Consider the following 18,051-nt stretch of genomic DNA (forward strand, 5'->3'; position numbering starts at 1 on the left):
ATCGTAATCTAAATAGCCCAGATGGAAGTGAAGAGCCCGGAGCTAAAAAAACTAATTTTTCCTGCCAGAAAACAGCGACTGAAAGAAGCTCGTTTTATGGCTTGGAAAAATAGTTTTTTTAGCGAGGACTCGTAACGTACAGCTGGAAAAAGCTTCTACAAATTATCTATAACTGACGTTAAGCGCTCTGTAATATCTTTAATTTCTCCGATACCGTCTACAGCGTGAAATTTATTCTGTGCTTTATAATAATCGATTAGCGGAGCTGTTTTTTCATTGTATTCCTGATATCTCACACGAATTTTTTCTTCGTCCTGGTCATCTGCTCTTCCGCTTGTTTTTCCTCTTTCTAATAGACGCGCTACTAAAATTTCGTCGTCAGCTTCTAAAGCGATTGTTGCTGTTACGCTAGAACCAATTGTTGGCAAAAATTTGTCTAAAGCTTCTGCCTGATTGATTGTTCTTGGGTAACCGTCGAACAAAAATCCTGCTGTGTCAGGGTGTTTTTTTACCTCATCAATTAACATTGCAGTTGTTACTTCGCAAGGAACTAATTCTCCATTGTCCATAAAAACTCTTGCTTTTTTTCCTAGTTCAGTATCATTTTTTAAATTGAAACGAAAAATATCTCCTGTTGAAAGGTGCGTTAAATTGTATTTTTCTTTTAAAAATTCTGCCTGAGTTCCTTTTCCTGCACCAGGCTTTCCAAATAAAACGATGTTAATCATAATTGAAATGAGTGTTGTTACTTCTGTCTTTCAGAAGTTTTAAAATGAATATATAGTTGTGTTTTGTTATTCTGCTAATTTGTAAATCTCAGTCAGGTTTCTTCCTAATCCATCATAGTCCAAACCATAACCCACAATAAATTTATTCGGAATTCGAATTCCGACATAATCTATTTTGATGTCTTTTTTATACGCTTCTGGTTTAAAGAATAATGTTGCAATTTTAAAATGCTTTACATTTTGGGCTTTAAATAAATGCTTTAATTCTTCGATTGTGTTTCCTGTATCGATAATATCTTCGATGATAATTACGGTTCTTCCAGAAAGGTCCTGATTGATTCCGATTAATTCTTTAACCGAATTTGTCGTTTCAGTTCCTTCATACGACGCCATTTTGATGAATGAAACCTCGCATGGTTTTTTATATTTTTTTAGAAAATCTGACACCACCATAAAAGCACCATTTAAAACTCCAATAAAAATTGGTGTATCATCTCCAAAATCGTCTTCTACCTGAGCCACTATTTTAGTTAAAGCAAAATCAATTTCTTTAGCCGAAATAAACGGAACAAATTGTTTATCGTGAAGTTGTATCATTATTTTCTTTTTAAAACAATGGACAAAGATACAGAATTACAACTTAATAGTAATGATGAAAAACGACTGCACCACACAATTTTTTGCAAATGTTAAACATCGGTTAATATTTACAAAAATTCATTTCGTTCTATCTTAGAATTTCATAAATTGTTATAAGCAAATCAATTAAGCCAAATCAAAATGAAAAACACCATTATATTATGCTCGGCATTTGTTTCATTGATAATTTCTTCGTGCAACGGCCAAGTTAAAAAAGAAGAGAAAGAAGCACTTGCCAAACAACCAGGAAATGTTGTAAAAACCGCAATTGGAGACCTTACACTTCCTCCGCCCTACGCAACCGAGTCTAGCCGAAACAACAGTAAAGTAATTGGCTGGCCAGAGGGCAAAACACCAAAAGCGCCAAAAGGGTTTACGATAACTAAATTTGCTGACGGTTTTACAAATCCGCGTTGGACTTACATCGCTCCAAATCAAGATATTTTTGTAGTGGAAAGCGGAACACGAAACAGTAAAAATCAGATTACGGTTTTACGCGATAAAGACAAAGACGGAAAATATGAAACGCGTGAAGTTTTTATCAAAGACCTTAATAAACCTTTTGGAATGTTGGTTTTAAAAGACTTTTTCTACATTGCTAATACCGACGGATTATACCGTTATCCTTATAAAAACAATCCGCTGAAACTGGAAACTCAAGGCGAAAAAATCCTCGAACTTCCTGCAGGCGGCTACAACAATCACTGGACTAGAAATTTATTAGCAAGTCTCGACGGAAGCAAAATTTATGTTTCTGTCGGTTCAGGAAGTAATAACGCCGAAAATGGTATTGACAAAGAAATACGCCGCGCCGGAATTCTTGAAATTAATCCTGATGGAACGGGCGAAAAAATCTACGCTTCGGGTCTGCGAAATCCTGTTGGAATGGATTGGAATCCTGTGAACAAAGAACTTTGGACAGCAGTTAACGAACGTGATGATTTGGGAGACGATTTGGTTCCCGATTATATTACGAGCGTAAAAAGAGATGGTTTTTACGGATGGCCTTATTCTTATTTTGGAAGTATTCCGGATCCAAGAATGAAAGGCGAAAGAAAAGACTTGGTCGAAAAAGCAATTGTTCCTGATGTTTCTGTTGGCGCACATACGGCTTCGCTTGGATTGGCTTTTTATACTAAAAATACTTTTCCGGCTAAATATAAAAACGGAGCATTTGTTGGCCAACATGGTTCTTGGAACCGCTCTAAAATTTCGGGTTACAAAGTACTTTTCGTTCCTTTTAAAGACGGAAAACCTTCAGGAAAACCAGAAGATTTTTTAACTGGTTTTATTTCTGATGAAAATAAAGCCGAGGTTTACGGACGCCCAGTTGCGGTTACTGTTATGAATGACGGATCACTTTTGGTAAATGATGACAGTGGCAATACTATTTGGAAAGTTTCAGCTAACTAAATCTACAAACTTGGTTTTAACCACAAATTACACAAATTTTCGCAAATTAATTTGTGTGAATTTGTGCAATTTGCGGTTAAAAAAATATATCGAATTTTTAATCCAATTGCTTTCGGCACAAACTATAAAGATTTTTAAACACATAGAGACATAAATTTTTGTTTTAAAAAGATGTTACTAAGAAAACTCGTTTTCACATATAGTTTTTCTATGTGGCTTTTGACAAGTGAAACGCCTTTTTTGCCTCAATCAATGCTATGTTTCTATGTGTTAAAAATAAATCCCAATATTAATTTGTTCAGATAAAATTCCAAATCCCAGTAATAGCTACATCAAATATATGTTTTTAAAAAAATATGTTTTCCTAATTATTGTTTTTTCGGTTTTTCAAAACCTAATGGCACAGGAAAAAGGAGTTCAAATTATTGATTCTACCAAAACTCAAAAATTAAACGAAGTTTTAATAAGTCCGCTTCATATCAATCGCGATTTGCAAAATAGTCCCGCTTCAATTGGCATTTTATCTGAAAAAGAATTAGTTCGAAATAATACCACAGATATCAGCAATGTCATCAATACGATTCCGGGTGTTTTTATGCAATCTTCTAATATTACGACAACCCGCATTTCGATTCGCGGAATTGGCGCAAGAACTCCATACGGAACTAATAAAATCAGAGCTTTTTATGGAAATATTCCGCTCACTTCTGGAAACAGCGAAACGGTTATTGATGATATTGATCTTCAAAACATCAATCAAATTGAAGTAATAAAAGGTCCGCTTTCGAGTATTTACGGTGCTGGATTGGGTGGAGCAATTTTAATTTCACCTCAAACATTAAAAAAAGGAAATTATCAGGCTGAAGTAAGTTCTGTGTTTGGTTCTTTTGGATTATTAAAAAATAGAATCAGTTTTGATTTGAATGAAAAAAGCAGTTCTTTCAATCTAAGTTATCACAATTTAAAAACCGACGGCTGGAGAGAAAACAGCGCTTACAATCGCGAAGGAATTACACTTTCTGGAGAATTGTTCCGAAAGGAAAACAGTAAACTGACGTATTTTTCCAATTATACTTATTTAAAAGGGTATATTCCGAGTTCAATCAATAAAACAACTTTCGAAAATAATCCGCAGGCTGGAGCGCCGACTTGGGTTGCTTCAAAAGGATTTAAAGAATACAAATCGACTTTGGCAGGATTGGCTTATGATTTTAAATTAAACAATCATCTGCAAAATTCAACTTCGGTTTTTATCAATTATAAAGACAGCAACGAACCGCGTCCTTTTGACGTTTTGCGTCAATATACTTTTGCTTCGGGCGTACGAACGCAGTTTTCGGGAGATTTCAATATCGGAAAAATCAAAAATCAGTTTATTGTTGGACTGGAATATTTCAGAGATAATTATAGTGGTAATACTTTTCAGAATTTATATCAGCAGAATAATGGAAATGGGAGTCTGCAAGGCGATCAACTTTCGGCAACCGATCAAAAAAGGGATTTTTATAATATTTTTTCTCAAATCAGAACTTTGCTTTCGGAACATTTTGAGGTTCAGGCTGGTTTAAATTATAACAAAACAAAATTCGAACTGCAGAATGATTTTCCCGCTTCCGCGAATAATCCGAAGGAAAAATATAGTTATGATGGAATTTTTTCGCCTCAGCTTTCTTTTTTGTTCAAGCCAAATGAAATCCAGACTTTTTACTTTTCTGCAAGCCGAGGATTTTCTCTTCCAGCAACCGAAGAAACTTTAACTTCAACAGGAAACATTAATTCTGATATTAAACCCGAAACAGGTTACAATTTTGAATTGGGCGGAAAACTACATTTTTTCAATAAAAAACTGTACACTGAAATTGCTGTTTATCGAATGGAAATTAAAGATTTATTGGTTGCCAAAAGAATTGGAGATGATCAATATGAAGGTGTAAATGCCGGAAAAACGTTTCATGAAGGAATTGAAATTTCCTTAAATCATAATTGGCAGATGAATCGAACTTTTACTCTCAACTCTTATATCGGAACTTCAATCGGAAATTATGAATTCAAAGAATTTGTCGATAAAGAAAATGATTTTTCTGAAAAAAAACTCACTGGAGTTCCAGCCAATACAGCAAGTGCAGGTTTTACTTTAAACCTAAATTCAGGTTTTTATTTCTCAGCCGATTTCCAGTTTACGGATAAAATTCCAATGAACGATTCTAATGCCGATTTTTCAGATTCTTATTCTTTGCTAAATCTAAAAACAGGATATCAATTTGAAATCTTATCGGGCTTAAAAGCTCATTTTGACGCAGGAATCAATAATGTCATGAATGAGAAGTATGCTTCTATGATCTTAACAAATGCAACTGCAGTCGGAAATGCACAACCAAGATTTTATTATCCAGGATTGCCAGTAAATTATTACGGAATTATCTCATTAAATTACTTATTTTAGTCTAGAATTTCAAATCCGAAAACAATGCTTTCTGAACTGCGGAAAAAACTAGACTACGTAAATGCTTATCGCGAAAATCGCTTAAAATGCGCACAAGAAATTCTTGAAAACCCTTCTTTATTTAAGGAATTAATTTCAATCTGCTTTTCACCAGAAGACAAAAACAATCATAAAGCCTGTTGGATTTTAGAATTTGTTTCTTACGAAGAATTACATTGGCTCCAACCTTATCTTGACTTTTTCTGTTCAAACCTGAAAATTTTAAAAGACGAAAGTTCGCTTCGCCCAATTGCAAAAGTGACGCAGCTTTTGGTAAAATCACATTATAAGAAAAACGAAAATGGCATTAAACTTTCTGAGGAAAATCTGCAAGATTGCATTGAAGCTTCATTTGACTGGTTAATCAATGACACAAAAGTTGCCACAAAAGCGTATTCTATCAGAACCTTATATATTCTAGGAAATTATTACGACTGGATTCATCCTGAACTAAAAGTCATAATCGATAAAGATTTCGGAGATCATTCGGCCGCGTACAAAGCCGTTGCCAAAGAAGTTTTGAAGAAAATAAAATAGTTTTTTGATAGCCACAGATTTAAAGGATTAGAAAGGATTTTTTTTCGCCACGAATTACACTAATTAGCACTAATTTTTAAGGTGAGTTTGAAAAAAATAATTCGTGTAAATTCGTGTAATTCGTGGCAACCAAAAACCCGCACAGAGAAAAATCATTTTAATCCTTTTAATCTGTGGCAAAACTTTATCAATCCATTGCAGAAAAACTAAATTTTGGCTAAAAAAAGATTAAAAAGTATCTTTGCAAAAACACAACTCAAAATGAATTATTTTTCTTCTGATTTTAAATTAGGAATATTAGGTGGTGGACAATTAGGCAAAATGCTTTTGTTTGACACTCGAAAATTTGACATACAAACTTACGTTCTAGATCCAAGCGACGAAGCGCCAAGTAAAATCGCCTGCAACAAATTCTTTCAAGGTGATTTAATGGATTATGAAACAGTTTACAACTTCGGAAAACAAGTCGATGTTTTGACTTTCGAAATCGAATTGGTAAACCTTGAAGCTTTAACGCAATTAGAAAACGAAGGCGTAAAAGTATATCCGTCTCCAAAAACCTTAAAAGGAATTCAGAATAAAGGAACTCAAAAAGATTTTTACACCCAAAGCAATATACCGACTGCATCTTATTTACGATTTGAAAGTCCGGCGCATTTACAAAAATCGGTTGGAAACAACGAAATCACCATTCCGTTTGTTTGGAAATGCACAGAGTTTGGTTATGATGGAAATGGAGTAAAAGTAATCCGCCAGATTTCTGATATGGATGATTTGCCAAATGTAGAATGTATTGCAGAAACCATGGTTCCGTTCAAAAACGAATTGGCGGTAATTGTTTGCAGAAATCCATCAGGAGAAATTAAAACCTATCCGGTTGTCGAAATGGAATTTCATCCAGAAGCCAACCAAGTTGAATACGTAATCTGCCCAGCAAGAATAGATGATAAAGTGGCTGAAAAAGCCAGAGCGATTGCGTTGAATGTTTCTGAAAAATTCAATCACGTTGGTCTTTTAGCAGTTGAAATGTTCCAGACGCAAGATGACGAAATTTTGGTAAACGAAGTTGCGCCACGTCCGCACAATTCTGGACATTATTCTATTGAAGCCAGTTATACTTCACAATTCGAAAATCATTTACGCGCAATCTTAGATCTTCCTTTAGGAAATACTGACAGCAAAGTTGCCGGAATTATGGTAAATTTAGTAGGTGCCGAAGGTCATTCTGGAAATGTGGTTTACGAAAACATCGAAACCATTTTAGGATGGGACGGTGTTACTCCGCATATTTACGGTAAAAAGCAAACACGTCCTTTCAGAAAAATGGGTCACGTGACAATTGTAAATGAAAATATGGTTGAAGCGAGAAGAATTGCGCAGGAAGTTAAGAATACTATTAGAGTGATTAGTGGTCAGTAATTTTTAGTGGTCGGTTTTTAGTCGCAATATTCAATATAAAATCACAATCGTTTTTTAATTAGCTTTGTAAAAATTCAATAAATGAAAATTTCAAAATTACATATCAATCAATTTAGACATTTAGAAAATCTAGAGTTTGATTTTACTTATCAAAGTGGCGAACGCAAAGGTGAACCTTTAGATAAAATATGTTTTATTGGACAGAGTGCTACTGGGAAAACTGGATTATTAGATTTACTTTATCAAGAATCTTCAAGATTACAAAATGCTGTTAGATTTGAAGAAATAACAGAAAACATAACACCGAGCTATAACAATTCTGATAACATTTCATCTGGAATAATTAATTTCATCTCCAACACTATAATTCGTATTTTCGAAATAGAAAAATCTAACAATGATGTCATATTTTTCAAATCTCAAACAAATGAAAAGCTTTCAGATTTTGAACTTCAAAATCTAGCCCCAATAAAAGAAAATATAAGTATCTTCTACTTCAAAGCCAACTTAATCTCAGATAAAAACATTGATATTTTTACAAAAAATCCAATAGATTTAATTGAAATGTATCGACAAACTACTGAAATTAATATTGAGAATTTTTTAGATAAAAGTTTTAATCATCAAAATATTCTCTTTAACGATAATGTCAGCCCAAAAAATTGGTTGTTTCTTCTAAGTGAAATTTTAGAATATCGTAAAAATTTCACTCAAAAAATGTCTGAATTGATTAATAATGGTAACTTCAAAGGAATTGAGGAAAATATCAAAAAATGGCAAAAAAATAATCCTAATAAAGTGGAATCATTTGGAAAAGAATTCAATCCCCTTTTAGAAAAACTACAATTAGAAGTTGATTTAGTTAACACTAAATACCCTATTCCATTAAAGAAAAAAAAGACAGAAGAAATTATTTCAATTGAAAATACTAGTACAGGAACTAAAGGATTATTATTATCTTTTCTACCCTTATATAAACTTGATACTTCAGATTCAATAGTTTTAATTGATGAACCTGAAAGATCTTTATATCCAGATATGCAGATGGAATTAATGGATCATTACAAACGATTGGCTCCACAGGCACAGTTTATCGTTGCAACACATTCACCTTTTATTGCAGCTTCATTCGAACCAGATGAACGTTTCATTTTATATTTCGATAACGAAGGAAAAGTTGTAGTTAGAAGAGGCACTTCTCCAATTGGAGACGATCCAAATGACATGCTTTATAATGATTTTGGGATTAACTATATAAACAAATATGGGCAAGAAAAATATCAGGAATATTTAGATTTAAAACAAAAAATTTACTTCGAAAATGACCCAAAAAAGAAAGAAGAAATTTCAGAACAGTTAGAAAAATTAGGTGATGAATACAATTTCTAAATATGAGAAGAGTTTTTAAAAATCCAAATTCAGAGATTGTCGTTCAAAAAATAGTTTATAAAAAAGGTAGCAATAAAAAATTATCTCAAATTCTTCTAAAAGAACAAAAAAGCTTTTGTGCTTATACAGAAGAATATATTGGAATTAATGATGCTGTCGATATAGAACATTTTAATCCTAAACTAAAATATTTAGAAACCGATTCCTATGAAAACTGGTTTATGGTAAAACACAAACCTAACAATCTTAAAACTACCAATTGGATTGAACCAATTCTTTATCCAATCGATGAAAATTTTGAAAATAGATTAATCTATAATGATGGTTATTTTCTTCATAATCCAGAAGATATTGAAGCAAAAAACTTAATTGATCTTTTAAATTTGAATGATGAAATTTTTGTAAAAAACAGAAAAAGATTTATTCAAAGAAGAAAGGAAAGAATCGCTGAAAAAGGAATTACTCCTTTTGATCATTTTACTGAGAAAATAGAGAACGAAATAGAATCCTTAAAATACTTAAGAGCAATTCAAGAAGAATTTAAAATTGATATTTGGAATATGATTCCAGAAATGTAATAATTATAAAAAATGGTTTCAAATCGAAGTTTACAGTTTCCAACAACTTGAAACCTGAAACCTGAAGCAAAATAAACAAAAAACAAATGAGCAAAGTAGCTATTATAATGGGAAGCATCTCCGACATGCCAGTTATGCAGGATGCAATCGACATACTAAAACAATTTAATGTAGAAGTTGAAGTAGATATCGTTTCGGCACACAGAACGCCGGAAAAATTATTTGATTTCAGTAAAAACGCACATAATCGCGGGATCTCGGTAATTATTGCCGGTGCAGGCGGTGCGGCACATTTACCTGGAATGGTAGCTTCGATGTCTCCGCTTCCTGTAATTGGAGTTCCTGTAAAATCAAGCAATTCTATTGATGGCTGGGATTCAGTTTTATCAATTCTGCAAATGCCGGGCGGGGTTCCCGTTGCAACTGTAGCTTTAAACGGAGCTAAAAATGCTGGAATCTTAGCAGCACAAATCATCGGAAGCCACGATAAAAAAGTTTTAGATACTATTATTTCTTATAAAGAAGAATTAAAAGCAGCAGTTAATAAAGCTGCTGAAGGTTTAAAAAAGTAATTTCAAAGAGATATTCAAAGAAGACACAGAGACACGCAATTTTTTTGTGATTCTCTGTGTTTTTTTCTTCGTGAAACTTTGCGAAATAAGCCTCTCCAAGAATTAACGAATCATTATAAAATTTTCTAAAAGAAAAACTTAACTTTGGAAAAAAAGCAAAAATGAACATTCAAACTTCTAAAATAGAGCTCGCTAAAATTGTTTTAGACATTGAAAATCCTGACTTAATTCAGGAAATTGTGGAGTTTATTCAATCTAAAGAAAGTCTTTCAGAAGAACAAAAAAGCAAAATAAATGAGGCGATTTATTCTTTAGATAATAACGAAGGAATTTCTCATGATGTGGTTATGGAAGAAACCAAAAATCGTTATTCAAAATACTTTAAATAATGAATGTAATTTGGGCTCCACAAGCTAAACAAGACTTTTTTGGAACAATATCGATTATTTAGAAGCAGAATGGTCTGAGAAAGTTGCTCTAAATTTCATTGAAAAAGTAAATACCACAATAGAACTTTTAAAAATGACAATGTTTTATTTCTCAGAACAAATTATAAAAACGTTTTCAAAATTGTCATTACCAAGCACATTTCACTTTACTACCGTATCGAAAACACTAATTTAGAATTGCTTCGTTTTTGGAATACTTTTCAGGATACGAAGAAATTCAAATTATGATTTCCTAATTTTATATTTTTAAAAAGCATAAATAATATGAGCGTATTAACCCAATATTTCAACACCAAACATAACACAGCGCCTTTTTCGCAGATAAAAATCGAAGATTACGTTCCTGCTTTTCAAGAAGGAATAACTTTGGCAAAAGCCGAAATTGATGAGATTGTAAATAATCCGGAAGTGCCTACTTTTGAAAACACAATTGTCGCAATGGATTTTTCAGGCGATATTTTAGATCGTCTTACAAGTGTTTTTTTCAATTTGAATTCGGCTGAAACGAATGACGAAATGCAGAAAATTGCTCAGGAAGTTTCGCCTTGGCTTTCAGAATTCGGAAATGACATTCGCTTAAATACCGATTTGTTTGCGAAAGTAAAAGCAGTTTATGACCAAAAAGAAAGTTTGAACCTCAACCCGGAACAAACTACTTTATTGGATAAAAAATACAAAAGCTTTTCAAGAAACGGAGCTAATCTTCCAGAAGAAAAGAAAAACCAATTAAGAGAAATCGACAAAGAATTATCGAAATTGAGTTTACAGTTTGGCGAAAATGTTTTGGCAGAAACCAATAACTTCGAATTGCATTTAACTAATGAAAAAGATTTAGCTGGATTACCAGAAGGAACAATCGAAGCGGCAAGATTATTAGCCAAAAATCAAGAAAAAGAAGGCTGGATTTTTACTTTAGATTATCCAAGTTATGTTCCGTTTTTGACTTATGCTGACAATCGTGAATTGCGTAAAAAAATGGCGATTGCTTTTGGCGCGAAAGGCTTTCAAAGTAATGAATTCAACAATGAAGAAAATGTTCTGAAAATTGCCAAACTTCGTCATGAAAGAGCTAATTTATTAGGTTATAAAACACATGCTCATTTTGTTCTGGAAGAAAGAATGGCCGAAAGTCCGGAGAAAGTTTTTTCTTTTTTAAATGATTTATTAGCAAAAGCAAAACCAGCAGCTCAAAAAGAATTTGCCGAATTAACTGCTTTTGCAAAAGAGTTAGACGGAATCGAACAATTAGAAAAATGGGACGGTGCTTATTATTCTGAGAAATTAAAACAACAGCTTTTTAATTTAGACGATGAAAAACTGAAACCTTATTTTCAATTAGAAAAAGTTTTAGACGGCGCTTTTACAGTTGCCAACAAACTATTCGGTTTGACTTTTAATGAGGTTTTTGATATCGATAAATACCACGACGAAGTTACGACGTATGAAGTAAAAGATGCTGATGGAAATTTAGTTTCTATTTTCTATGCTGACTTCTTCCCAAGAAAAGGAAAAAGAAACGGCGCTTGGATGACTTCGTTCAAATCACAATATGTAAAAGACGGCATAAACGAAAGACCACATATTTCGAACGTTTGTAATTTTACAAAACCAACTGAGACAAAACCTTCATTATTGACTTTTAATGAGGTGACAACTTTGTTCCATGAATTTGGGCACGGATTGCACGGAATGTTGGCAGATACGGTTTACCCAAGTTTATCCGGAACTTCAGTTTATTGGGATTTCGTAGAATTACCAAGTCAGATTATGGAGAATTGGTGTTACGAGCCAGAAGCTTTGGCTTTGTTTGCGAATCATTATGAAACTGGAGAAATTATTCCGATCGAGTATGTTCAGAAAATTAAAGAAAGTGCAAGTTTTCAGGAAGGTTTGGCAACGTTGCGTCAATTAAGTTTTGGAATGTTAGATATGGCTTGGCACGGACAAGATCCAACTGCTATTACAGATTTAAAAGCATTCGAAACAGAGCAATTTACAAGCACACAATTGTATCCTGATGTAAAAGAAAATGCGATGAGTACAGCGTTTTCTCATATTTTCCAAGGTGGATATTCTTCTGGATATTACAGCTACAAATGGGCTGAAGTTCTAGATGCAGATGCTTTTGAATATTTCCATGAAAATGGCATTTTCAACGAAGAAATTGCGAAGAAATTCAAAGATAATGTACTTTCAAAAGGAGGAACAGAACATCCAATGATTTTGTACAAACGTTTTAGAGGCCAAGAACCAAAACCGGAAGCTTTGTTGAAGAGAGCGGGATTGCTGTAGAGTTGCTAAGTATCTTAAAATTTAAATACATACTGGAACCGAAGTACTAATGCTTCGGTTTTTTTATGCTTTGTTAAATGATAAATTTAACTATCTTCACACTCTTAATCTTACAAAAATAAGCCGTGAAAAAGTATTTTAGAATAGCGCTTTATGTTGCCATTATTGGTTTGATTGCAATTGTTTCGGTAAATTACCATGTAAAATCTTCAACCAAAAAGAATATTTATTATTCAATTAAAAAGTTTCCTAAAAATGATGTCGGAATTATTTTTGGAGCAGGAATAAACGGAGATCAGCCAAGCAAATATTTAAAAGATCGTTTGGATGCCGGAATTATGCTTTGGAAGGCAAAACGAATCAATAAAATCCTGCTTTCGGGAGATAATGGTCGCGATGAATATGATGAATTGACTGTAATGAAAAATTACTGTTACAATCACGGTGTAGACACTACAAAAATATTTATTGATTATGCCGGTTTTGATACGTACTCGACAATGTACAGAGCCAAACATATTTTCAAAATCAAAAGAGCTACTTTGATTTCACAGAAATACCACCTGAATCGTGCGATTTATATTGGGCAGAAACTCGGAATTAAATCTTCTGGATATTCTGCCAATAATGGGGAATATCTAGGATATAATTATAGTTGTTTCAGAGAATATCTTTCGGTTTTTAAAGCGTATTTTGATGTTTTGCGAAATCGAGAACCTAAATTTTTAGGAACTCAAATAGATATAAACGGTTCTTCTAATTTTTCTAAAGAGGATAAACGCTAAACTTTCATCAGCAATTAAAAGGAATTAATCATTAAATCACAAAATGTTAAAACTTTTTGCAACAAAACTTTTCTTACTAATATAATTATTTATTTTTGTTTAAATTTTAAAAACATCCTTACAATAATAATGACCGAAATATTCTCCGAATCACAAAAAAAAGCCTTAAAGTCATCTTGGATTTTAGCAGTATTAATTGCTTTTTTTTCCTGCAGTAATTACTTTATTTCATTCTATGGACCAGAAACTACTCTCTTAGATAAAATTTACAGGGTGCAAGATTGGCTTTTGCACAGTCTTCTTTTTTCATGGTATTTCTATAAAAATGACCTTATCAAAAAAGGAATCATTATACAATTACTATTCATGCCATATTCTATCTTAAGAGATGATTTATACTTAACAATAGATTATTATCTAGATATCGATACTGGTTCGACTATTAGACTCATCATCCATTTTGTTACATTTATTATACCGATTGTTTATTTTTCTGTTTCGTATTTCAAAAATGAAAAACATAATACGGGGCTTTCTAAACTAAAAGCATTCTCGCTTCAAATAATCTTATCACTTATTTTATCTTACACCATTGAGAGCGATGTAGATCAGTTTTATAACTATTTGTCTTTTGCTGGTGATTCGCCATACAAACAAGATATTATTGTTTGTTTTATTCTTCTATTAGTTTCAATAAAAACGGTCCTTGTTTTAATAAGTTATTTTTATATTTCAAACCGAATTTATTTCAGAAAAAAAATAATCAATCCAATAGATGTTCAACCTATCTCCTCTTCATTTTTCAAATGGGGATTTATCACTAGTTATACCATTCTACTTATCTCTATTATAAATTTAGGTAGGAACGCTCTAAGCATCTCATTTTTTGCCTTTGATGATATAGAATTTACGCAGGTTTTATTTTTTCTATCGAGCTTCTTCGTTCTGTTTGTAAGCGGACGTTTTCTTGGAAACTTGATTCAATATAGAAATTATTCACTCAAAAAGTATTTCGGAATCATTAACTCCCTTTCTTTACTTCCGATATTTAATCTGATTAGTTTTTTTATTTTATTGTTTTCTAAAAAGAATAATGAAACTATCGAAAACTACATTAATAAACTAAAAACAAAAAGAAACATTCACTTGTTGATTTACTGCTCTTTGGCTGTTTTACTAATATGCTACGGTTATTTTTCTAAAGAAGCAGAATACCGAGACACAAAAGATTTTTATAAAATTCCAATCTTAATTACAGCCGTAATATTATTAACAAGATTCCGAATTACTACTAAGATAATTCCTTTTGTGATTGTACTTATTTCTTATTTTGAAGACTTAAAGGAGATTTTTGATTTTACAAAAGGATATTTGTTTTTCATTCAAGACAAAATTTTCTCATTCCTTTGGTTAGCTTTGATCTCAGTGTGTATGGTGTATTATGTTTTCTATTATATCATTCATAAATCATTTTATACCGAATATTTTCAAGATCAGGATAAAATACAATTTGAAGAAAACATCAAACAATTTCAATAAAAAATGGCTGTCGAATGACAGCCATTTTTTTTATTATTTTTTCCTAATTATAAGAGCAGCACTTGTATTATTTTTTGCTGTAAAATCGACTTCGCGAGTATCTAATTTAAAATCAAAATTATATTTTCCGTCCTGAGGGATTTTAAAAGATTGGTTTTCAATTTCAAATTCCCAATTTTTAACGTACACAATTGAATCTTTTCCTGTTGAAGTAAAATGAGTAACTTCACTCATCTCTGTTTTAGAATTTATGGTGTGATTTCCTTCTGCTATATAAAGACTGTCAAATTCTATTATTTTATTATTACAACTAATACTGTACTTAACCTTTAACTTTGAAAATGTTGAATCTTTTCGTGTTGCCATTTTAGACCAAAACACTACTTCATCACCCTTTTTTAAATCTAAATTTTCTATTGACGAAATTCCTTCATCAGACAGTGCTGTTTCGCCTAAATTTTCTCCAACTGGATTGCATGAAGTTAAAGCTAATACTAATAAACCAAATATACTTTTCTTCATAATTATTTTTTATTGACTACATCTAAAGTTAAATTCTCTACATAATAATTAAACATTTTCACATAAAAATCTGCTATTTTTTCATTCATGATCTTTGCTTTTTTCAGCAAAAAAGTTTTTTTATTATGATTCATTATCGTTAAAACCACAAACTGTTTATCAAAAACTTCCCCTTCATAATTTAATTGATTAATTTCTAAAACAGTTGAATTTCCTTTTGGGATTATCTTATATCTAACTTGTCTAAAAATCAATCCATTTGCCCATTTAAAATTGTTGGCTTCTTCATAATTTCCTGTTTCAATATTGTTCAAAAACTGATAGAATAAAGTATCTCCATTAGAAGGAATTCTACACAATGTTAGTAATGATATACCGTCATATACAGGGCTGGAAGTTTCATTTACCTCTAAAAACACATCCATTTCTTTTTTGAAATCTTTAAAATAAAACTTCATCAAATTTATTTCGATTTGTGGTGAGTTATCCAGATAATCTTTCCATGTAAACTCTTGTTTTGTCAGATTATCACTTAAAAGATTTTTAGCATTTCGCAAAAAGTAAAAAGCCAAATTTAATTTATCTGCATTAGGAAATTCTTTAGTCCAACTAATACTTCCTGAATAAATTAAGTAACTTTTAATTTTAAAATCGTATTGAAAATGTAGTGTTGTAAACGTTTTTCCTTCGCTAAAAACAATACTATTTTTATCTTCAAAATAGATTGCGTCGATTTTATATTGTTCTTTCAGATCATCAATTGTAACCAGATTTGGGTTTTCATCTTTTACAACAATTATATTTTCTTCACTTATTTTATTTTCATTAAATAAAGCGTTTACAATTTGTACAACATCATAACTATCTTTTGTTGTTAAATCGAGTTTACCATATTTAATATCTGCTCCTTCAATATCTTCTTTTTTTATAGTGCTAGTCTCAAAATAATAGTTTTCGGGAATACTAAATTTCAAATTATCTGAAACCTCAACGCTTTCAAGATTTGCTTTTGTGTTCAGAATTCTTTGTATTTCTTTAGGAGAAATTTCAAGTTTCTTTCCAGGATATTCTTCGTTTTCTGCAGTCTTTTCGATGCGTTGACATCCAAAAAGAATTATGGTGAAAACAAAAAGAATCGAATTTCTATTTCTTAAATTTAATCTGAAATTGTTTATCATACATTTATTTTATTCATCCGCAAATATAGAAATTTAGACAGATTAACAAACTATCTATTACAAAAACAAACTTTGTTTTCATTTATTCGAAAAAGTAAAAAAATAAGATGTAAACGGCATAATGTGAACTTTCAAATTCTAAAGATTGAAACCATAAAAAAAGCCGAAACATTTTATGCTTCGGCTTTTAGATCCTTATAGTTTTTTTATTCTTTCTCCAAAACTCTATTTGCTAATTTGCCAACTGTCAATCCTTGAACGACAATTGAGAATAAAACAACAATATAAGTTACTTCCAAAAGCAAATTTTTATATTCTCCTTCTGGCATAGAAAGTACTAACGCAATCGAAACTCCTCCGCGAATTCCGCCCCAAACTAAAACCATTAATGATCCTTTATTATAAGCCGATCTGATTCCGAAAAATTTAAATATATCAAAGAATTTCCAAGGCAAAACTATAGATGTTAATCTTGAAAAAAGCACTATGAAAATCGCGACAAAACCGGTCAGCAATTGTTTATTCAAATCTGGAAGCAATAATAATTCGAAACCAATAAATAAGAACAAAATAGCATTTAAAATCTCATCGATAAGTTCCCAGAATTTACCTAGATAATCTTTGGTTACTTCACTCATGGCAACTTTTTTACCATAATTTCCAATAATTAATCCAGCAACTACCATTGCAAGCGGACTAGAAACGTGCAAACTTTGAGCGATCAAAAATCCTCCCATTACAATAGAAAGCGTTATTAAAACAGAAACTTTATAATCGTCAATTTTCTTCATCACTTTTGAAGCTGAAAATCCTAAAATGGCTCCTAATAAAAGCCCGCCGATACCTTCTTTTGCAAACAACCAAGCGATTGAGCTAAAACTCATATCAAATGTTGGATCTGTCGCCATTTTTAAAACAACGGCAAACATTACTACCGCCACTCCATCATTAAACAGAGATTCACCAACAATTTTGGTTTCTATTCTTTTAGGAACTTTTGCTTCTTTTAAAACTCCCAAAACTACGATTGGGTCTGTTGGAGAAATTAAGGTTCCGAAAACCAAACAAAAGATATACGGTATTTTTATTCCTAAAAGTGGTGCGATGTAATATAAAAGCATCGAAATAATTAAGGCTGATAAAACGACACTTACCGTAGAGTAAATCATGATTGGCACTTTTTGTTCTTTAAGATCGGCCATATTTACGTGTAGCGCTCCAGCGAATAAAAGAAAGTTCAACATCGCTCCCATTAAGATTTCGTTGAAGTCGAATTCTTTTATCAAATCAAAAAAGTGCTTGGTTGTTGCGGGAAAGTAAGAATCTCCTAAAAGGCGAATTCCAACCGAAACCAACATCGCAATAATCATGATTCCGATGGTTCCTGGAAGTTTTAAAAATCTTAGATTTAAATAAGCAAAGAAAGAAGCTAATACGATGAGTACTGAGAAAGTGTAGTATAATTCCATAAAATGTGATTTTTACAAAAATATCTTTCCATTTCCTTAATCAAAATTTCAACTGTGCAA

The 18,051-nt window shown here is 31.9% G+C and carries 16 protein-coding genes; 11 read left to right on the plus strand and 5 right to left on the minus strand.

The window, feature by feature from the left end:
* Window positions 1-155 precede the first annotated feature (155 nt).
* Both ACFFLS_RS18230 and hpt read right to left on the minus strand, forming a co-directional pair.
* Window positions 156-728 carry an adenylate kinase gene (locus ACFFLS_RS18230; protein WP_379683544.1) on the minus strand — a complete coding sequence of 191 codons (573 nt, stop codon included), beginning with the start codon at window positions 726-728 and terminating at the stop codon, window positions 156-158.
* A 66-nt stretch (window positions 729-794) separates the two neighbouring features.
* A complete protein-coding gene (gene hpt / locus ACFFLS_RS18235; RefSeq protein ID WP_379683545.1) occupies window positions 795-1,325 on the minus strand; it encodes a hypoxanthine phosphoribosyltransferase in 531 nt (176 codons plus the stop codon).
* 183 nt (window positions 1,326-1,508) lie between these two features.
* On the opposite strand from hpt, the gene ACFFLS_RS18240 reads away from it, so the two are divergent.
* The 11 genes from ACFFLS_RS18240 to ACFFLS_RS18290 all read left to right on the plus strand — a co-directional run bounded on the left by ACFFLS_RS18240 (window position 1,509) and on the right by ACFFLS_RS18290 (window position 14,822).
* Entirely contained in the window at window positions 1,509-2,780 is a 1,272-nt protein-coding gene (locus tag ACFFLS_RS18240) for a PQQ-dependent sugar dehydrogenase (protein ID WP_379683546.1), read from the plus strand.
* Window positions 2,781-3,177: 397 nt separating this feature from the next.
* Entirely contained in the window at window positions 3,178-5,223 is a 2,046-nt protein-coding gene (locus ACFFLS_RS18245) for a TonB-dependent receptor (RefSeq protein WP_379683547.1), read from the plus strand.
* Window positions 5,224-5,247: 24 nt separating this feature from the next.
* Complete coding sequence (locus ACFFLS_RS18250; protein ID WP_379683548.1) at window positions 5,248-5,799, plus strand: HEAT-like fold family protein; 552 nt, start codon at window positions 5,248-5,250, stop codon at window positions 5,797-5,799.
* 261 nt (window positions 5,800-6,060) lie between these two features.
* Window positions 6,061-7,218, plus strand: coding sequence for a 5-(carboxyamino)imidazole ribonucleotide synthase (locus ACFFLS_RS18255; RefSeq protein ID WP_379683549.1), 1,158 nt, complete (start codon window positions 6,061-6,063; stop codon window positions 7,216-7,218).
* Window positions 7,219-7,299: 81 nt separating this feature from the next.
* A complete protein-coding gene (locus ACFFLS_RS18260) occupies window positions 7,300-8,607 on the plus strand; it encodes an AAA family ATPase (RefSeq protein WP_379683550.1) in 1,308 nt (435 codons plus the stop codon).
* 2 nt (window positions 8,608-8,609) lie between these two features.
* Window positions 8,610-9,185 (plus strand): hypothetical protein, encoded by a 576-nt coding sequence (locus ACFFLS_RS18265; protein WP_379683551.1) that lies wholly within the window; start codon window positions 8,610-8,612, stop codon window positions 9,183-9,185.
* Window positions 9,186-9,271: 86 nt separating this feature from the next.
* Window positions 9,272-9,757 (plus strand): 5-(carboxyamino)imidazole ribonucleotide mutase, encoded by a 486-nt coding sequence (gene purE, locus ACFFLS_RS18270; RefSeq protein ID WP_073418297.1) that lies wholly within the window; start codon window positions 9,272-9,274, stop codon window positions 9,755-9,757.
* 161 nt (window positions 9,758-9,918) lie between these two features.
* Window positions 9,919-10,146, plus strand: coding sequence for a hypothetical protein (locus tag ACFFLS_RS18275; protein WP_184165664.1), 228 nt, complete (start codon window positions 9,919-9,921; stop codon window positions 10,144-10,146).
* Between the two features lie 324 nt (window positions 10,147-10,470).
* Entirely contained in the window at window positions 10,471-12,498 is a 2,028-nt protein-coding gene (locus ACFFLS_RS18280) for a M3 family metallopeptidase (protein ID WP_379683552.1), read from the plus strand.
* Between the two features lie 125 nt (window positions 12,499-12,623).
* Entirely contained in the window at window positions 12,624-13,283 is a 660-nt protein-coding gene (locus ACFFLS_RS18285; RefSeq protein WP_379683553.1) for a SanA/YdcF family protein, read from the plus strand.
* A gap of 129 nt (window positions 13,284-13,412) precedes the next feature.
* Window positions 13,413-14,822, plus strand: a complete 1,410-nt coding sequence (locus tag ACFFLS_RS18290; protein WP_379683554.1) for a hypothetical protein — start codon at window positions 13,413-13,415, stop codon at window positions 14,820-14,822.
* A gap of 33 nt (window positions 14,823-14,855) precedes the next feature.
* Here ACFFLS_RS18290 and ACFFLS_RS18295 read toward each other — a convergent pair whose 3' ends face one another.
* From ACFFLS_RS18295 to ACFFLS_RS18305, 3 genes are all read right to left on the minus strand, one after another.
* A complete protein-coding gene (locus tag ACFFLS_RS18295) occupies window positions 14,856-15,344 on the minus strand; it encodes a hypothetical protein (RefSeq protein ID WP_379683555.1) in 489 nt (162 codons plus the stop codon).
* A 2-nt stretch (window positions 15,345-15,346) separates the two neighbouring features.
* Window positions 15,347-16,522 carry a hypothetical protein gene (locus ACFFLS_RS18300; RefSeq protein ID WP_379683556.1) on the minus strand — a complete coding sequence of 392 codons (1,176 nt, stop codon included), beginning with the start codon at window positions 16,520-16,522 and terminating at the stop codon, window positions 15,347-15,349.
* Window positions 16,523-16,728: 206 nt separating this feature from the next.
* The gene (locus ACFFLS_RS18305) at window positions 16,729-17,991 is read right to left on the minus strand and encodes a cation:proton antiporter (protein ID WP_379683557.1); all 1,263 of its coding nucleotides are present in this window, start codon (window positions 17,989-17,991) and stop codon (window positions 16,729-16,731) included.
* Window positions 17,992-18,051 lie beyond the last annotated feature (60 nt).

Source organism: Flavobacterium procerum (assembly GCF_042431625.1).
Taxonomy (GTDB): domain Bacteria; phylum Bacteroidota; class Bacteroidia; order Flavobacteriales; family Flavobacteriaceae; genus Flavobacterium; species Flavobacterium procerum.

Bases quoted from the DNA above. Each gene is read 5' to 3' on its own strand.
- ACFFLS_RS18280 (WP_379683552.1), top strand. From the start codon at position 10,471: ATGAGCGTATTAACCCAATATTTCAACACCAAACATAACACAGCGCCT.
- ACFFLS_RS18265 (WP_379683551.1), top strand. From the start codon at position 8,610: ATGAGAAGAGTTTTTAAAAATCCAAATTCAGAGATTGTCGTTCAAAAA.
- ACFFLS_RS18275 (WP_184165664.1), top strand. From the start codon at position 9,919: ATGAACATTCAAACTTCTAAAATAGAGCTCGCTAAAATTGTTTTAGAC.
- ACFFLS_RS18260 (WP_379683550.1), top strand. From the start codon at position 7,300: ATGAAAATTTCAAAATTACATATCAATCAATTTAGACATTTAGAAAAT.
- ACFFLS_RS18230 (WP_379683544.1), bottom strand. From the start codon at position 728: ATGATTAACATCGTTTTATTTGGAAAGCCTGGTGCAGGAAAAGGAACT.
- hpt (WP_379683545.1), bottom strand. From the start codon at position 1,325: ATGATACAACTTCACGATAAACAATTTGTTCCGTTTATTTCGGCTAAA.
- purE (WP_073418297.1), top strand. From the start codon at position 9,272: ATGAGCAAAGTAGCTATTATAATGGGAAGCATCTCCGACATGCCAGTT.
- ACFFLS_RS18300 (WP_379683556.1), bottom strand. From the start codon at position 16,522: ATGATAAACAATTTCAGATTAAATTTAAGAAATAGAAATTCGATTCTT.
- ACFFLS_RS18240 (WP_379683546.1), top strand. From the start codon at position 1,509: ATGAAAAACACCATTATATTATGCTCGGCATTTGTTTCATTGATAATT.
- ACFFLS_RS18290 (WP_379683554.1), top strand. From the start codon at position 13,413: ATGACCGAAATATTCTCCGAATCACAAAAAAAAGCCTTAAAGTCATCT.
- ACFFLS_RS18250 (WP_379683548.1), top strand. From the start codon at position 5,248: ATGCTTTCTGAACTGCGGAAAAAACTAGACTACGTAAATGCTTATCGC.
- ACFFLS_RS18245 (WP_379683547.1), top strand. From the start codon at position 3,178: ATGGCACAGGAAAAAGGAGTTCAAATTATTGATTCTACCAAAACTCAA.
- ACFFLS_RS18255 (WP_379683549.1), top strand. From the start codon at position 6,061: ATGAATTATTTTTCTTCTGATTTTAAATTAGGAATATTAGGTGGTGGA.
- ACFFLS_RS18305 (WP_379683557.1), bottom strand. From the start codon at position 17,991: ATGGAATTATACTACACTTTCTCAGTACTCATCGTATTAGCTTCTTTC.
- ACFFLS_RS18295 (WP_379683555.1), bottom strand. From the start codon at position 15,344: ATGAAGAAAAGTATATTTGGTTTATTAGTATTAGCTTTAACTTCATGC.